Consider the following 16,241-nt stretch of genomic DNA (forward strand, 5'->3'; position numbering starts at 1 on the left):
GGCAGGTGACGTTCTCAGCCCTTCTCTGCGCCACGCAACAGCGTATCTATCGCGCAGGTTTGAACGGGTAGCAGCACATGTCGGACGCATTGGTCATCTTCACGCCTTCTGGAAAACGGGGGCGGTTTGCCCTTGGCACGCCGGTTCTGACAGCAGCACGCCAATTGGGGGTGGACCTTGATTCGGTCTGCGGCGGGCGTGGCATCTGCTCCAAATGCCAGATCACACCGGGCTATGGCGATTTTTCCAAACATGGCGTGCATGTCGCGGCAGATGCGCTGTCCGACTGGAACGCGGTCGAGCAACGCTACCACGACAAGCGCGGTTTGAAATCGGGCCGCCGCTTGGGCTGTCAGGCACAGATCATGGGCGATGTGGTTATCGACGTGCCCGCGGAAAGCCAGCTTCACAAGCAGGTCATCCGCAAGGACGCGGGCACGCGCCCCATGGTCATGGACCCGGCCACGCGGCTTTTTTTCGTCGAGGTGACGGAACCCGACATGCACGAACCTTCGGGCGATCTGGAACGGCTGGCAGCGGCATTGCGCGCGCAATGGGACGTGCCCGAGATTTCGATGGGTCTGGACGTGCTGCGCAAGCTGCAACCCGCCTTGCGCGCGGGCCAATGGCAGGTCACGATTGCGCTGTTTTCCGACCATTCGGGCGGCGCGGCGCAAGTGCTGGATATCTGGCCGGGGCTGTATGAGGGCGCGCTTTACGGGCTGGCGATTGATCTGGGGTCCACCACCATCGCCGCGCATCTCTGCGATTTGCAGGGTGGGCAGGTGGTCGCCTCCGCCGGCATTATGAACCCGCAGATCCGCTTCGGCGAAGACCTGATGAGCCGCGTCAGCTACGCCATGATGAACCCCGGCGGTGATGTGGACATGACCCGCGCAGTGCGCGAGGCGCTGGACACGCTGATCGCAGAGCTTGCCGCCGACGCTGGTTGCAACGCGCGCCAGATCATGGAAACGGTGATCGTGTGCAACCCGGTCATGCACCATTTGCTTTTGGGGGTGGACCCGGTCGAATTGGGGCAAGCGCCCTTCGCGCTGGCCACATCGGGCGCGCTGTCGCTGCGGGCCGCTGAATTGGACCTGACCGCGCTGAACCCCGCCGCGCGCGCCTACCTGCTGCCCTGTATCGCCGGGCATGTGGGGGCCGATGCCGCCGCCGTGGCCCTGTCGGAAGCGCCAGAGCAATCGGATGATCTGGTGCTGATCGTCGATGTCGGCACGAATGCCGAAATCCTCTTGGGTGACAAGCGCCGCGTTCTGGCCTGTTCCTCGCCCACCGGCCCTGCCTTTGAGGGCGCGCAAATTTCATCGGGCCAGCGTGCCGCCCCCGGCGCAATTGAACGCATCGAGATTGACCCCGACACCAAGGAACCGCGCTTTCGCGTGATCGGGTCGGAGCTGTGGTCGGATGACCCCGAGTTCAACGCCAATGTCACCGGCATTTGCGGGTCGGGCATTATCGAAGCCGTGGCCGAAATGCGGATGGCCGGGCTGGTGGATAATTCGGGCCTGATCGGCTCGTATGAACAGACCGGCACTTGGCGCAGCGTGGCCGAAGGGCGCACGCATTCCTACCTGATCCATGATGCCAGTGCCACGGGCGGCCCGCGCATTACCGTGACCCAAGGCGATATCCGCGCGATCCAGCTTGCGAAATCCGCGCTCTATGCGGGTGCGCGGCTGTTGATGGATGAAATCGGCACCGACACGGTGGACCGCATTGTGCTGGCCGGTGCATTCGGCGCGCATATCAGCCCCAAACACGCGATGGTTCTGGGCATGATCCCTGATGCGCATCTGGACCGGGTGACAAGTGCCGGGAACGCGGCAGGCACCGGCGCACGCATGGCGCTGTGCTCCAAAGCGGCGCGCGCAGGCATTGAGCGCACCGTGACCCGCATTCACAAGGTTGAAACCGCAATAGAGCCGCGCTTTCAGGAACATTTCGTCGCTGCCAATGCCCTGCCCCATGCGACCGCGCCGTTCCCGGAACTCTCGCGCGTTGTGACGTTGCCGCAGGTCAGCTTCAACACCGGCGGAAGCGAAGGACGCAGGCGCAGGCGGGGTTGAAGCGGCCGCGCAGGGGCTTATCTGAGCGGCTGCGAAAGGACATCCCATGCCCCAGACTGATCTTGCCAAACGCGACGGCCTGCCCGACGCACTTCGCGTGCTGCTAGAGCAATACCCCCGCGACATGTGGGAAAGCCACCGCAATTTCGACGGGCTAACCCGCTTTTGGCTGGAGCGGCACCTGATGTTCCGCCGCGCACTTGCGCAATGGCAAGACGACACGCGCGGCTTTCTGGACAAGGGGCGCGATGCGCGCCAGCACGGGCAGATGACAGCACGGCTTGGCGGGTTCCTGATAAATGAGCTGCACGGCCACCATCATATAGAGGACGCGCATTATTTCCCTGTGCTGGCGCAGGCCGAAGCACGGCTGGCGCATGGGTTCGAGTTGCTGGACGCCGATCATCATGCTTTGGATTCGCAACTGGCCGCGCTGACAGAGGCCGCGAATACACATCTGCGCGCGCTGCAAGACAAAGGCGCAGACCAAAAGGCCAGCGCGGGCACGATGCTGGCGCGGTTGGATGGGTTCGAGCGGTTTCTGGACCGCCATCTGGTCGATGAGGAAGAGCTGGTTGTGCCGACTATTCTGCACCACGCGTTGAAGTTCTAGTGTCTGGTCCGTGGGCCGCAGGCGCGCCGTTCACAGGTCATTCGGACTTGGCCGCCATAAAGTGCCCATATCCATGGGCGGGTGCGGCAGACCGCGGCCCGCCGCTGCCCTGGCCCTACGCCACCAATGCCGCGTCCACTGCCTCTGCCAGCCGCCCGACGATCTGGTCGACATTGTCTTTCGTCACGATAAACGGTGGCGCCAGCAACACATGATCGCCGCGCACTCCGTCAATCGTGCCGCCCATCGGGTAGACCATCAGGCCACGCGCCATCGCCTCGGCCTTGATGCGGGCGTGCAGTTTGCGCGCCGGGTCAAACGGCGCTTTCGTGTCGCGGTCGGCAACCAGTTCGATGGCCTGAAACAGCCCGCGTCCGCGGATATCGCCGACATGCGCATGCTGGCCGAAACTGGCTTGCAACCGCGCCCGCAGATGCGCGCCCATGGCCTGCACATTGCCCAGCAGATTGTCGCGCGTGATGACCTTTTGCACCGCCAAGGCCGCCGCCGCCGCCATCGGGTGGCCCATATAGGTGTGACCGTGCTGGAAAAACCCGGACCCCTTTGCAAACGCCTGATAAATCCGGTCGCTTAGCAGCGTTGCCCCCACCGGCTGATAGCCGCCGCCCAAACCCTTGGCGATGGTCAACAGGTCCGGCACAATCCCATCCTGTTCGCAGGCATAAAGCGACCCGGTGCGGCCCATGCCGCACATCACTTCGTCCAGTATCAACAACACGCCGTATTTGTCGCAGATCGCGCGGATTTGTTTGAAGTAATCGCCCACAGAGGGCACCGCCCCTGCCGTTGCCCCCACCACGGGTTCAGCGATGAAGGCGCAGACGGTGTCGGGGCCAAGTTCGAGGATCTTGGCCTCCAACTCTCCGGCTGCGCGTGTGGCGTACTCGGCATCGGTTTCACCCGCCATTTGTTCGCGGTAAGCGAAACAGGGCGCGATATGATGCGCGTCCATCAGCAGCGGCTTGAACTGCGCGCGCCGCCATTCATTGCCACCCGCCGCCAACGCACCCAGCGTATTGCCGTGATAGCTTTGCCGCCGCGCAATGATGTGGCGGCGCTGGGGTTGGCCGGTCTCGGTGAAATACTGCCGCGCCATTTTCAGCGCCGCTTCCACGGCTTCGGAGCCGCCAGATACAAGGTAGACATGGTCCAGACCGCTCGGCGCATCGGCCACCAGCCGGTCGGCCAGCTCTTCGGCCACGTCAGAGGTGAAAAACCCGGTATGCGCGTAGGCGAGTTTGTCGAGTTGCTCATGCAGCGCCGCGAGCACATCGGGGTGGCCATGCCCAAGGCAAGACACCGCCGCGCCGCCAGAGGCGTCGATATAGGCGCGCCCCTCGGCATCTGTGATGTGAATGCCCGTTGCTGCACGAGCGACACGCGGGGCGGAATGGATGGAGCGGTGCAACAGATGAGTCATGGCAGAGCCTTTCGCTGGTAACGCCGCCATATCCGATGCACCGGCACCCGATCAATGGAAACCCTTACAAAGCCATGCCGGATGCGGGAAAAAGCTCGTCTCGGGCGGTATAGTCTTGCCCATTTGCCAGCAAGCACATGCGCCCATCGGGCAGGCTGATGGTGATCGTCCACGCACCCGCGTCAGAGGCGAAGGTTTCCATGACCGCTTGGCCCGCATGCCCCACCGCGCGGCGGGTCTGTTCGGCTTGCGCCAACATGTCGAGCACTTGCGCACGCGGGGCGCAAGGCATGGTCTGGGCCTGCGCCTGACTGGCAAACACGGCAAGGCAAAGGGCAAGGGAAAGGCGCATATGTCGGCTCCTGCTGGCGATGACCCCACGGCGATCAGGCTGCCCGACAGGCACGAAAACACGGTTAACACGGCGCGCGCGCCATGTTTGCGCACAAAAGTATACCCAAATGCCGCAATGCAGCAAATTTGGCCTTGCCAAATGTATCCGAAACTGGTGGAACCAACGCAAGATTGTTACGCGAGGTATTGACGATGGACATGCGCCCCTTCCGCTCGGTTCTGTATATTCCCGGCTCGAAAGAGCGCGCGCTGCACAAGGCCACGACCTTGCCGACCGATGCGATCATCTTCGATCTGGAAGATGCCGTGGCGATCGAGGAAAAGCCGCGCGCCCGTCGCCTGCTGGCTGACACGCTGCAAGAGCTGGACTATGGGCCACGCGCAAAGCTGGTGCGGATCAACGATTTCGGCACCGAATGGGGCGCCGATGATCTGGACGTGATCGCCAGCGCCAAGCCCGAAGCGATCCTGCTGCCCAAGGTCGATTCCGCCGCGCATATCGAAGATCTTGCCCGCCGTCTGGACGCCCGCGCGGAAACCGCCAACACCCGGATCTGGGCGATGATGGAATCACCGCTTGGCATTTTGAATGCGCTGGAAATTGCCAGCGCGCCGCGCATGGCCGGGTTCATCATGGGCACGAATGATCTGGCCAAGGATATGGGGCTGCGCTACCGCGCTGACCGGATGCCGCTGTTTACGTCCTTGCAGATGGGGTTGCTGGCGGCAAAAGCGCGCGGGCTGGTCGCGGTCGATGGGGTGTATAACGCGTTCCGCGATGGTGCTGGTCTGAAAGCCGAATGCGAACAGGGCCGCGATATGGGCTTTGATGGCAAAACACTGATCCACCCGTCGCAACTGGATATCGCAAATACGATCTTTGCGCCCTCTTCGGACGAGATTGACACCGCACGCCGCCAGATCGCAGCATTTGATGAAGCGACAAAGCGCGGCGAAGGCGTGGCGGTTCTGGATGGAAAGATCGTCGAGAATCTGCACATAGTCACCGCGAAGCAAATCCTTGCGAAGGCGGAAGCCCTCGCCAGCTAGGGAGTAAGCCAAATGGGAACTATCGTGCTGATCTTGGGCGTTGCCCTGTGGTGGGCGGCGCATCTGTTCAAACGCGTGATGCCGGAAAAGCGGGCCGCGATGGGCGATACCGGGCGACTTGCGGTCACGGGGGCTGTTATCCTGTCGATCGTGCTGATGGTCATTGGCTATAAATGGGCCGACCCGATCTGGCTGTGGGTTGAACCGGCATGGATGGTGCATCTGAACAACCTTCTGGTGTTCATCGGCTTCTATTTCTACGCCGCATCGGGGCTGAAAACCCGGCTGACGCAAAAGGTTCGCCATCCGCAATTGTCGGGCTTCAAGGCTTGGGCGGTGGCGCATTTGCTGGTCGTTGGCAGCGTGCAGGGGGTTATCCTGTTTGGCGGCCTGCTGGCTTGGGCGGTGGTGTCGGTCATTGTCATCAACCGCGCGAACCGTGACTGGACCCGCCCCCCCGAAGCCGCGATCTGGCGCGAAGGCGTGGCACTGGTGTCGGCCCTGTTCCTGATGCTTGTCGTGGGCCAGATTCATGGCTGGCTGGGACCGTGGCCCTTTGGCGGAGCGATGTAATGCTGGCCTACCGTTTGCTGACCGCCGAGGACACATCGGCGTTTTGCCACAAGGTCACGGAAGCGCTGTCCAAGGGCTGGGTGCTGCATGGCAGCCCCGCCTATGCGGCTGATCCTGCAAGCGGCGTGATGCGCTGCGCACAGGCTGTGGTCAAAGAGATGGATGATGTGACCTATCGGCCCGAGCTGAAGCTCGGAAGTCTATAAGTTTGGGGGGCTGCCGCCCCCATCGGGGCCAGATGGCCCCGATCCCCCCGCGAGTATTTGCGGCAAGATGAAGGATGAGGCGATGAGCAAGACCAGCAAGGGGCGGTTTTTCGAGGATTACCATGTCGGCCAGCAGATTGCCCATGCTGTGCCGCGCACGGTATCGGGGGGGGAGCGCGCGCTTTATCATGCGCTTTATCCGGCGCGGGGGGCGCTGTATTCGTCCGATGAGTTTGCCCGCGCCTGCGGCTTGCCCGAAAGCCCGGTCGATGACCTGATGGCGTTCCATATCGTGTTCGGCAAATCTGTTCCGGATATCAGCGTCAATGCCGTGGCCAACCTGGGCTATGCACAAGGTCGGTTCTTACGGCCGGTTTATCCGGGCGACACGCTGCGCGCGACATCCGAAGTGATCGGGCTGAAGCAGAATTCGAACGGAAAATCCGGCGTGGTCTATGTGCGCACCACGGGCCTGAACCAGCGCGATGAAATGGTGATCGATTATGTGCGCTGGGTGATGGTGCGCAAGGGCGATCTGGACGCGCCTGCGCCGGATACAGTGGTGCCGGAGCTTGCTGGCGCGGTGGATGCAGGCGATCTGGTGGTGCCAGAGGGTCTGACCTTCGACAGCTATGATTGCGCATTGGCCGGTGCGCCGCATTGCTGGGGCGAGTATGCCGTGGGCGAGCAGATCGACCATCTTGACGGCATGACCATGGAAGAGGCCGAGCACATGCTGGCCACGCGGTTGTGGCAGAACACGTCGAAAGTGCATTTCGACCGGACGCAGCGCGTGGATGGCAAGCTGCTGGCCTATGGCGGGCATGTGATTTCGGTGGCGCGTGCGCTGTCCTTCAATGGCTTGGCCAATGCGCAGATGATTGTTGCCATCAACGGCGGCAGCCACGCCAACCCCTGTTTCGCAGGCGACACGATCCGGGCATGGTCGGAAGTTCTGGACCGGGCGGAAACTTCGGTACCGGGCGTGGGCGCGCTGCGGCTGCGCACAGTGGCCACCAAGGGCGACCCGTTCGTGCTGCGCGGGGCCGAGGGCAAATACCACCGCGATGTGCTGTTGGATTTCGACTATTGGGTGCTGATGCCGATGTGAGCCGCGCAGGGCTGAGTCGGAAAGGTGATCACAGAATGTCGATATTTGTGATCACATGGGCCGATCGTGCGATCACAAACTGACTGATCCGACAAATTTTAGCGGAAACGTGGTGTTTTTTGCAGCTACCCTGGCGCAGGAAGCGTGACATTCGCGTGAAATTAGGTATGCACAACCCCAAGAGCCGGGTCGCATGCGACCAAGCCACAAAAGAGAGGAGCCTTGCATGGCCGATGTGAACCGGGGCAAACGCCCGCTTTCCCCGCATCTTCAGATTTATCGACTGCCGCTGGCCGCGATCACGTCGATCCTGAACCGGATTACCGGGGTGGGGATGACGCTGGCCTCTGTCCTGATTGTCTGGTGGTTTGCCGCAGGCGCGTTTGACGCCGCCTATTTCGAATTTGTCGACGGGCTGCTGACCTCTGTCCTGGGGCATATCGTGTTGATCGGGTCGCTCGCGGCACTGTGGTTTCACATGCTGAATTCGGTGCGCCACCTGATCTGGGACACTGGCCGCATGATGGATGTCGAGACGGTCGAAAAGACCAGCTACATCGTGTTCGGGGCCACTGTGGTGCTGACCATCCTGACCATTCTGGCCGTGTAAGGGGACGATCATGAGCTATAAATCCGACTATTCCCGCGCCCATGGCCATGGGGCCGCCGGAGAGGGCTTGCATCATTGGTGGAGCCAGCGTGTCACCTCGATTGCGCTGATCCCGCTGACGCTGCTGTTCCTGTTCCCCTTTGGCCGCACATTGGGCGGCGGGCATGAGGCATTCGTGGCCACCTATTCCAACCTGTGGCACGCGCTTGTCGCAGTGTTGTTCATCATCGCGGCTTTCGCGCATCTGCAACAGGGCTTGCAGACCGTGATAGAGGACTATGTTCCAAACAAGACGCAGCGCACTGCCGCGTTGCTGGTCAATATGTTGCTGTGCTGGGCGCTTGGCGCGGCTGGCGTTTTGTCGGTTGCCACTGTCCTGTTCAGCGCCTGAGGAAAAGACATGTCTGAATACAAGATTGAAGAACACACCTATGACGTGGTCGTGGTTGGCGCCGGCGGTGCTGGCTTGCGCGCGACACTCGGGATGGCCGAGCAAGGGCTGAAAACCGCCTGCGTGACCAAGGTGTTCCCGACCCGCAGCCACACCGTGGCCGCGCAAGGCGGGATCGCCGCCAGCCTGTCGAATATGGGGCCGGACAATTGGCAGTGGCATATGTATGACACGGTCAAGGGGTCGGACTGGCTGGGCGACACGGACGCGATGGAATATCTTGCCCGCGAAGCCCCCAAGGCGGTCTATGAGCTGGAGCATTACGGCGTGCCGTTTTCGCGCACCGAAGATGGCAAGATTTACCAGCGCCCCTTTGGCGGCCATACTACGGAATTTGGCGAAGGCCCGCCCGTGCAGCGCACTTGTGCTGCCGCCGACCGCACCGGCCACGCGATGTTGCACACACTCTATGGTCAGTCGGTCAAGCAAAAGGCCGAGTTCTTCATCGAGTATTTCGCCACCGACCTTATCATGTCGGACGATGGACAGTGCCAGGGCGTCATGGCCTGGAAGCTGGATGACGGCACGCTGCATGTGTTCAACGCCAAGATGGTTGTGCTGGCCACGGGCGGCTATGGCCGCGCCTATTTCAGCGCCACGTCTGCGCATACCTGCACCGGCGACGGCAATGGCATGGTCGCGCGCGCAGGTCTGCCGCTGCAAGACATGGAATTCGTGCAGTTCCACCCGACCGGCATTTTCGGCGCGGGCTGTCTGATTACCGAAGGCGCACGTGGCGAGGGCGGCTACCTCACCAACTCCGAAGGCGAGCGGTTCATGGAACGCTACGCGCCAACCTACAAGGATCTGGCCTCGCGCGATGTGGTGTCGCGCTGCATGACGATTGAGATTCGCGAAGGGCGCGGGGTTGGGCCGAACAAGGACCATATCCACCTGAACCTGTCGCACCTGCCGAAAGAGGCGCTGCATCTGCGCCTGCCGGGCATTTCCGAATCCGCCCGTGTGTTTGCCGGGGTCGACGTGACCAAGGAACCCATCCCGGTACTGCCGACCGTGCATTACAACATGGGCGGCATTCCCACCAACTACTGGGGCGAGGTGCTGAATGCCGATTCAGAGAACCCCGACCGCATTGCGCCCGGCTTGATGGCTGTGGGCGAAGCGGCTTGTGCAAGCGTGCATGGTGCGAACCGTCTGGGCTCGAACAGCCTGATCGACCTTGTGGTGTTCGGCCGTGCCGCCGCCATTCGCGCAGGCCAGATCGTGGACCCGAAAGCGCCCAATCCAGAGCTGAACAAAGCCAGCTTGGATCGCGCGCTGGAACGGTTTGACAAGTTCCGCAATTTCGACGGCGGCACCCCCACTGCCGAGTTGCGGCTGGAGATGCAGAAAACCATGCAGGCCGATGCCGCCGTGTTCCGCACCGACAAAACGCTGGCCGAGGGCGTTGAGAAAATGACGGGCGTGGCTGGCAAGATGAGCGATCTGAAAGTCACCGACCGCTCACTGATCTGGAACACCGATCTGATGGAAACGCTGGAGCTGGACAACCTGATGCCCTGCGCCATGGCCACCATCGTCGGGGCTGAAGCGCGCAAGGAAAGCCGTGGCGCGCATGCCCACGAGGATTATCCCGACCGCGACGACGAGACATGGCGCAAGCACACGCTGGCTTGGGTCAATGACGAGAAAGTCGCGCTGGATTATCGCCCGGTGCATCTGAACCCGCTGACCGGCCATAACGAGGGCGGGATCGACCTGAAAAAGATCGCGCCGAAAGCGCGGGTCTATTGATCCGCGCAGCGCTCATCGCGGCGCCCTTGGCGTTGTCGGCCTGCGCCGGTCTGCAAGACGAATTGGCGCGCGACGCGGCAAAGCGCAGCGTCAACCCGGTGCTGGCGGAACGCTTTCCCGGCGTCCCGCTGGAACCGGCCAGCGATTGTGTGATCGACAATGCCAGCGCGGGGGAACTTACCCGGCTGGCGCTGGCGGGCGCCCAGCCGACTGTCAGCGACGAGACCAGCGCGCTGGTGGTGCAGATTGCCACACGCCCTGAAACGATTAGATGTCTAGCCACAGACGGGCTTGCCCCGTTCCTGATGTAAGGAGGCACCCATGGTCCAACTGACCCTGCCCAAGAATAGCCAGATGCGCACCGGCAAAACCTGGCCGAAGCCCGAAAGCGGCGGCGCGCTGCGCAAGTTCCAGATTTACCGCTGGTCGCCCGATGACGGCGACAACCCGCGCGTTGACACGTATTTTGTCGACCTTGACGATTGCGGGCCGATGGTGCTGGACGCGCTGATCTATATCAAGACCAAGATCGACCCGACGCTGACCTTCCGCAGGTCCTGCCGCGAAGGCATCTGCGGGTCTTGCGCGATGAATATTGACGGGCACAACACACTGGCCTGTATTTTCGGCATGGACGAGGTGAAGGGCGATGTGAAAATCTATCCCCTGCCCCATATGCCCGTCATCAAGGATTTGATCCCGGACCTGACGCATTTCTACGCGCAGCACGCCAGCATCAAACCTTGGCTGGAAACCAAGTCGAACACGCCCGCCAAAGAATGGCGCCAGTCGATCGAGGACCGCGAAAAGCTGGACGGGCTTTATGAATGCGTGATGTGCGCCTGCTGTTCCACGTCCTGCCCCAGCTATTGGTGGAATGGTGACCGCTATCTTGGGCCGGCCGCCCTGCTGCACGCCTATCGTTGGCTGATTGACAGTCGCGACGAGGCCACGGGCGAGCGTCTGGATGACCTGCATGACCCGTTCAAGCTGTATCGCTGCCACACGATCATGAACTGCGCCAAGACCTGCCCCAAGGGGCTGAACCCCGCCAAGGCGATTGCCGAGGTCAAGAAAATGATGGTCGAGCGCGTTTTGTAGGCATCGTTTGGGGGGGCGCTCGCGCCCCCCTCTGGGCCTTGCGGCCCATTCACCCCCCTGAGGATATTTAGGCAAGGATGAAATAGCCGAGATACGCGCTATGTCGGCGGCCTATGGAAAGAAAGCCTCCCATAGACGTGATCGTGTTGCGCGGCCTTTTGGCTGTTGCCCTGACGGGTTTGTCGATGGTCGGAATTGGCATGGCAATGACCGACACGACCCGAGAGCTGCGGACCACGCCGCCACCGGATTACAATCTTGCATTGTCCGAGGATGGAACGAGTTTTCGGTTTTCCGGGCTGGTTGATTTCGGACTGACGCGCGACCTGCGGGCGCTTGCGCGCGAGCACCCGAACGTAAAGCGAATTCTCCTCAACAGCCAAGGCGGCTATATTGCCGAGGCGCGCGGGGCCGTCACCGTGTTGAAAGCGCGCGGGATTGCCACGCATGTCGAGGGGCATTGCGCCTCTGCCTGCGCGTTGATCTTTGCGGGCGGAACGGCGCGATCACTGGACCCAGAGGCCCGGATCGGGCTGCATGGCTATGGGCTGCGCCCCGGCAACGCGTATTTCGGCATGATCGACCCGCGCCGGGAAATGGCGCGCGACATGGCGATATACCGCGCCCAGGCGATCGCCGAGCCCTTCGTGCGCAAACTGGCGAGCTTGCCGCAATCGCCGATGTGGTATCCCGACCACGCAGAGCTGCGCGCGGCAGGCTTTGTCACCACACCCTAGCGCGCAGGCAGTTCGGCCAACACCGCCTGCGCCGCTGCGCGCGGGTTGTCGGCGCGCCAGATGGGGCGGCCCACAACGATATGATCGGCCCCATCCGACAAGGCGCGTGCGGGCGTGGCAATGCGCTTCTGGTCATCGCTGGCGGACCCTGCGGGCCGCACGCCCGGAGTGACAATCAGCCGTCCCTGCGCATTGGGCAGCGCGCGGATGGCGGCGGCTTCTTGCGGGCTGGCGATCACCCCATGCGCGCCTGCATCGAATGCGGCGCTGGCGCGGGCAAGCACGATTTCGGGCACGGTTCCGGGGCGGATCTGGGCGCTATCCAGATCGGCGCGATCAGAGGATGTCAGCACCGTCACCGCGAGAATTTTCAGCCCAGACCCTGCGGCTCCGGCGCGGGCGGCCGCGACCACCGACGGATCGCCATGCACTGTCAGGAAATCGAGGTCATAGGCGGCAATCCCGCGCACGGCACTTTCGACGGTGGCCGGAATGTCAAAGAACTTCATGTCGAGGAAGATGCGCTTGCCGTGTTCCTGTTTCAACTCATTGGCCAGCGCCAGCCCCCCGCCGGTCAGCATACCCAGCCCGATCTTGTAGAAGGACACCGAATCGCCAAGCCGCGCGGCCATCTCCAGCCCGGCAACGGCATTGGGCACATCGAGGGCAAGGATCAGACGATCATCGGAAAGGGCATTCGGCATCGGCTATGCTCCGGCTGGACAATGTTCGCGCCGAGCTACCCCAGCCGTGCGGCCAAGGCAAGCTACCGGAACAAACCGCGCAATGCATCTTGCAGCATGGCATCCAGCAGGCCTTGCCGGACATAGCCATTCACCGGTAGCCCGAACCGGGCCTGCGCCTGCCGCACCGCCGCGCGGGTGCGGTCGTCGAAATTGCCGTCTATCTGGCCGGTGTCGAACCCCAGATCGTGCAACCGGCGCTCGACCAGCAGGCGCAGCGCGGGTGTCATGAGCAAGGCTTCTTCTTGTTCCAGAACCTCGGCCGGGGGGCGGTCGGGGGCGGGCACATCCCTGATCGGTTCCAGCCGTTCCAGCCGCAGCCGTGCTTCCGGGGCAAAACGACCATCGGGGAATTCCGACAGATAGCGACGATACCCCTCGGCCGTATCGCTTGCATCTGCGCGCCGCCATGCCGCGCGCTCGGCCTGCGCACGGGTCTCTGCTTCCAGGTCTGCCAGGCGTTCGCGCGCAAGGGCCGCGAATATGCCTTCGGGGTAGCGGTCCAGATACGCACGCAGCCCCGGCTCATCCGCGCCGGCGCCGGTGCCATCCCAATAGGCACGGTCGGCGCGTTCGGCAGCTTCGCGGCGGGCGCGTTCTTCGGCCTCAATCTCTGCGGCACGGCGGGCCGCTTGCCCGGCCAGCTGGAAAATCTGGTCACGGGTCAGAAAGCCTGTCACCTCCAGATCGAAGCGCGACTGCCAGCCGCGAATGGCCCCGCGCGTGCCCGGCCCGAACAGTCCGTCAATGCCGCGCGTGTTAAAGCCCAGCGTTGTCAGATCGCGCTGAATGGCGCGGCGCTCGGCGCGACTAAGCGCCAGATCGGCCTCTATGCGTTCGGGCGTGTTGCGCAGCGCATCTCTGCGCAGGCGCGCTTCCTGCGCGCTCAACCCGTTGGGAAATTGCGCAAGATACTCATTATAGGCAGCTTCTGTGTCCAGATCGCGGGCGTTTTGCCAGGCGTCACGATCGGCTTGGGCAACCGGAGCGAACCCCTCTGGCAAGAAGGGCACAAGCGTTGGGACAGTGCCTTCGGCGCGCAGGTCCGGGCTGACGGCCAAGGCTTCGGAAAGGGTGGTGCCGGGGGTCAGAACCGCCCCCATCCCGGCAAGCGTCCCGCGCAGATCGCCGCGCATGACGGCGACCTGTCGCGGCACCGGCAACCTGTCTGGCAGACCCGCGCGCAACCCGAACCCCAATTCGTCGCGCAAGGCCCTTGTATTTGGCGTCACCAGCCAAAGATGCGCCGCTCCGCTGGCAGAGCTTGCCAGTTCCATGACCGTATCAAGCCGCAGGCCAGCCCCGTCGATGGTTGCAAGGCCGGGCTGATCGGCATCGGCCCCAAGGAACCACGCACCGCTGTCAGACGCCACGAACCACCCGGCCGCGACGATCACCAGACGCGCAATATCGCCCTCCTCCAGCCGCGCTTGCAGGGCAGCCAGTTCGGCGCGCAAATCACCAATAGGCATATCGCGGGCGATCACCACCTCGAACCCGGCACGCGCCAGAACCCCTTGGGCCTGATCGGCCAGTTCCGTCCCGGAGGGGTCGGGAAGGCTGCGATACTCAGCGCCGTCAAGGACAAGTGCGACGTTTTCCGCCCGCAGGGGCAAGACGAACAGAGCCAGAAAAGCTGTCAGCAGAATGTGGCGCATGTGGTCCTCGCAAGCAGACTTTGGCGGGCAAGACCCGCGCTAAGGCTTCAGCTTACCCATCGAGGTTGCGCCGCGCAACGCCACCGCACAGGAAAGCACGCAAATCGGCGTGACGCCGGGGAGCAGACATCATTCCCATTCCATTTGCTCGAAGGTCGTTTGCGCGTTGCGCCCGGCAAGGCTGTCAAATTCGATAAGATGCGCCCATGCGGACTGGTCTATGCCCGGCGCGTCCAGAATGCTGCCGCCCTCGTCCAGCAGGGCGCCGATCTGGTCACGCAGGTTTTTCAGATACTGATAGGTATCTGCCCGCGCTGTGGCCATGTCGGTCGCGTGGCCATGGCCGGGGACGATATGGGCCGGGCTGAACGCGGCCAACGCATCGAACGTCGCGATCCAGCTTTTCGCGTTGGATTGCCCGCCATTGCCCAAAATGCGTTCGACATAGACAATATCGCCGGTGAACATGGTGTCGGCACTTTCCAGCCAGACAAAGCTGTCACCCGGCGTATGCGCTCGCCCCCGGTGCATGATCTGGAAGCTCAGACCACCGTGGTCGAGTGTATAATCGCTGGAAAAACTTACATCGGCATAGCTTGGCGCGGTTCCGTCCAACCCCGCGCCGATAAGCTGCGATAGCCCGGTCATCTGCATTGACCCACGCGCCTTGTGGTCCGCCACAGCGGCGTCAGAGGCGATCACGGTTGCGCCTTGCGCCTGCCAGTACCCATTACCCAACCAGCGATGATCCTGCCCGCCCGTGTTAATGACATGGGTCACGGGCGCATCGGTGATCTGTCGGATCGTATTATGCAGCATCTCGGCCCCTTGCCATGACCCGCCGGGGTCCACCAGCACGGTTCCCGCATCGGTCACAACCAGCCCAAAGGTGGCATTGTTACCAAGGTTTTCGGGGTTGCGCTGTTCCAACGGGCCAACGATGGCCCAGACGTTTTCAGTAACCGCCTGAATTTCCAGAACATCCGCCTTGGTTGCCAAGGGCAAAGCACCGGCGACAACGCAAAGCACAACACAGGGTTTCATCTTGGTGTTCCTTTTCTTAATTCGGCTGCGGGTCATGCGCCCGCTTAGCCCTGACCTGCCAGTTTTCGAAACACGCTGAACTGAAACTGCTGCACATTGCCCTTCGGGGTATGATGCGGCGCTTGCTCGGCTTCAATCGGCGCAAAGACACCCGGCGCAACCTTGGCCACAAGTGCGGCCAGCGTGGCGGGCGCATAGCGCTGCACGGGCAAACCCGAACAAGTTTCCGGTCCTGTCAGGTCGAACGTGGCCATAACCGCAACGCCGCCGGGGCGCAGCGCCTTGGCCAGCGTGGCAAGGTATTGCGCCTGATCCTCGGCCTTGGTCAGGAAATGAAACACCGCCCTGTCATGCCACAGATAATAAGCAAGGTCAGGCTGCCATGTCCGAATATCTGCGGTCACGAAGGTGACATTCTGCGCCGCATCGCCCAAGCGCGCGCGGGTGATCGCCAGAGCGCTGTCCGACAGGTCCAACAGCGTCACCCCGCCTGCCCCCTCAGCCAGCGCGTGGTCAACCAACCGTGACGCCCCTGCGCCCACGTCAATCAGCGTGCCGCCCTCTGGCAGAAAGCGGCGCACAAGCTGCAAGGACTGCGCTGGCGCATCCTCGAACCATGTCAGCGCGGTCTCTTCGCGGGCCTGATAGGCGGTATTCCAGTGCAGGCTCAGATCATCCGTCATGCGCGTTTCCCCCGGTTGTGC

Annotated in this window: 18 protein-coding genes; 12 read left to right on the forward strand and 6 right to left on the reverse strand. The window is 62.6% G+C overall.

The features are described from left to right. Positions 1-77: 77 nt before the first annotated feature. Together M3N55_RS07860 and M3N55_RS07865 are read left to right on the forward strand one after the other, a co-directional pair. Positions 78-2,090, forward strand: a complete 2,013-nt coding sequence (locus tag M3N55_RS07860; RefSeq protein ID WP_249057980.1) for an ASKHA domain-containing protein — start codon at positions 78-80, stop codon at positions 2,088-2,090. A 46-nt stretch (positions 2,091-2,136) separates the two neighbouring features. Next, positions 2,137-2,703, forward strand: a complete 567-nt coding sequence (locus M3N55_RS07865) for a hemerythrin domain-containing protein (RefSeq protein WP_249057981.1) — start codon at positions 2,137-2,139, stop codon at positions 2,701-2,703. Between the two features lie 115 nt (positions 2,704-2,818). On the opposite strand, the gene M3N55_RS07870 is transcribed toward M3N55_RS07865, so the two are convergent. Together M3N55_RS07870 and M3N55_RS07875 are read right to left on the reverse strand one after the other, a co-directional pair. Next, positions 2,819-4,144 carry an aspartate aminotransferase family protein gene (locus M3N55_RS07870; RefSeq protein WP_249057982.1) on the reverse strand — a complete coding sequence of 442 codons (1,326 nt, stop codon included), beginning with the start codon at positions 4,142-4,144 and terminating at the stop codon, positions 2,819-2,821. Positions 4,145-4,208: 64 nt separating this feature from the next. Further along, positions 4,209-4,496: a hypothetical protein gene (locus M3N55_RS07875; RefSeq protein ID WP_249057983.1), complete on the reverse strand. Its 288-nt coding sequence runs from the start codon at positions 4,494-4,496 to the stop codon at positions 4,209-4,211. A gap of 194 nt (positions 4,497-4,690) precedes the next feature. Here M3N55_RS07875 and M3N55_RS07880 point away from each other — a divergent pair, with 194 nt between their 5' ends. The 10 genes from M3N55_RS07880 to M3N55_RS07925 all read left to right on the forward strand — a co-directional run bounded on the left by M3N55_RS07880 (position 4,691) and on the right by M3N55_RS07925 (position 12,092). Beyond that, positions 4,691-5,548 (forward strand): HpcH/HpaI aldolase/citrate lyase family protein, encoded by an 858-nt coding sequence (locus tag M3N55_RS07880; protein ID WP_249057984.1) that lies wholly within the window; start codon positions 4,691-4,693, stop codon positions 5,546-5,548. Between the two features lie 12 nt (positions 5,549-5,560). Beyond that, positions 5,561-6,121 (forward strand): NnrU family protein, encoded by a 561-nt coding sequence (locus tag M3N55_RS07885; protein WP_249057985.1) that lies wholly within the window; start codon positions 5,561-5,563, stop codon positions 6,119-6,121. Then, on the forward strand, positions 6,121-6,327 hold the full coding sequence (locus M3N55_RS07890; RefSeq protein ID WP_249057986.1) for a DUF1737 domain-containing protein: 207 nt from the start codon (positions 6,121-6,123) through the stop codon (positions 6,325-6,327). The genes M3N55_RS07885 and M3N55_RS07890 overlap by 1 nt, the downstream gene beginning before the upstream one ends. Before the next feature lie 82 nt (positions 6,328-6,409). Next, on the forward strand, positions 6,410-7,438 hold the full coding sequence (locus M3N55_RS07895; protein ID WP_249057987.1) for a MaoC family dehydratase: 1,029 nt from the start codon (positions 6,410-6,412) through the stop codon (positions 7,436-7,438). Positions 7,439-7,664: 226 nt separating this feature from the next. Further along, positions 7,665-8,048 (forward strand): succinate dehydrogenase, cytochrome b556 subunit, encoded by a 384-nt coding sequence (gene sdhC / locus M3N55_RS07900; RefSeq protein WP_249057988.1) that lies wholly within the window; start codon positions 7,665-7,667, stop codon positions 8,046-8,048. Between the two features lie 10 nt (positions 8,049-8,058). Further along, a complete protein-coding gene (sdhD, locus tag M3N55_RS07905; protein ID WP_249057989.1) occupies positions 8,059-8,439 on the forward strand; it encodes a succinate dehydrogenase, hydrophobic membrane anchor protein in 381 nt (126 codons plus the stop codon). Positions 8,440-8,448: 9 nt separating this feature from the next. After that, on the forward strand, positions 8,449-10,254 hold the full coding sequence (gene sdhA / locus M3N55_RS07910; RefSeq protein ID WP_249057990.1) for a succinate dehydrogenase flavoprotein subunit: 1,806 nt from the start codon (positions 8,449-8,451) through the stop codon (positions 10,252-10,254). After that, positions 10,251-10,565: a hypothetical protein gene (locus M3N55_RS07915; protein ID WP_249057991.1), complete on the forward strand. Its 315-nt coding sequence runs from the start codon at positions 10,251-10,253 to the stop codon at positions 10,563-10,565. Before sdhA ends, M3N55_RS07915 begins: the two co-directional genes overlap by 4 nt. Before the next feature lie 10 nt (positions 10,566-10,575). Beyond that, complete coding sequence (locus tag M3N55_RS07920) at positions 10,576-11,355, forward strand: succinate dehydrogenase iron-sulfur subunit (protein ID WP_249057992.1); 780 nt, start codon at positions 10,576-10,578, stop codon at positions 11,353-11,355. Positions 11,356-11,468: 113 nt separating this feature from the next. Beyond that, the gene (locus tag M3N55_RS07925) at positions 11,469-12,092 is read left to right on the forward strand and encodes a COG3904 family protein (RefSeq protein WP_249057993.1); all 624 of its coding nucleotides are present in this window, start codon (positions 11,469-11,471) and stop codon (positions 12,090-12,092) included. On the opposite strand, the gene pyrF is transcribed toward M3N55_RS07925, so the two are convergent. From pyrF to M3N55_RS07945, 4 genes are all read right to left on the reverse strand, one after another. Then, on the reverse strand, positions 12,089-12,796 hold the full coding sequence (gene pyrF, locus M3N55_RS07930) for an orotidine-5'-phosphate decarboxylase (RefSeq protein WP_249057994.1): 708 nt from the start codon (positions 12,794-12,796) through the stop codon (positions 12,089-12,091). The two genes, M3N55_RS07925 and pyrF, sit on opposite strands and share 4 nt — an antisense overlap. Positions 12,797-12,858: 62 nt before the next feature. Further along, positions 12,859-14,493, reverse strand: a complete 1,635-nt coding sequence (locus tag M3N55_RS07935) for a peptidoglycan-binding domain-containing protein (RefSeq protein WP_249057995.1) — start codon at positions 14,491-14,493, stop codon at positions 12,859-12,861. Between the two features lie 129 nt (positions 14,494-14,622). Further along, on the reverse strand, positions 14,623-15,537 hold the full coding sequence (locus tag M3N55_RS07940; RefSeq protein ID WP_249057996.1) for an MBL fold metallo-hydrolase: 915 nt from the start codon (positions 15,535-15,537) through the stop codon (positions 14,623-14,625). A 44-nt stretch (positions 15,538-15,581) separates the two neighbouring features. Further along, the gene (locus M3N55_RS07945; protein ID WP_249057997.1) at positions 15,582-16,220 is read right to left on the reverse strand and encodes a class I SAM-dependent methyltransferase; all 639 of its coding nucleotides are present in this window, start codon (positions 16,218-16,220) and stop codon (positions 15,582-15,584) included. Positions 16,221-16,241: the final 21 nt, after the last annotated feature.

It is taken from the genome of Roseinatronobacter domitianus (genome assembly GCF_023336755.1).
Lineage (GTDB): Bacteria > Pseudomonadota > Alphaproteobacteria > Rhodobacterales > Rhodobacteraceae > Roseinatronobacter > Roseinatronobacter domitianus.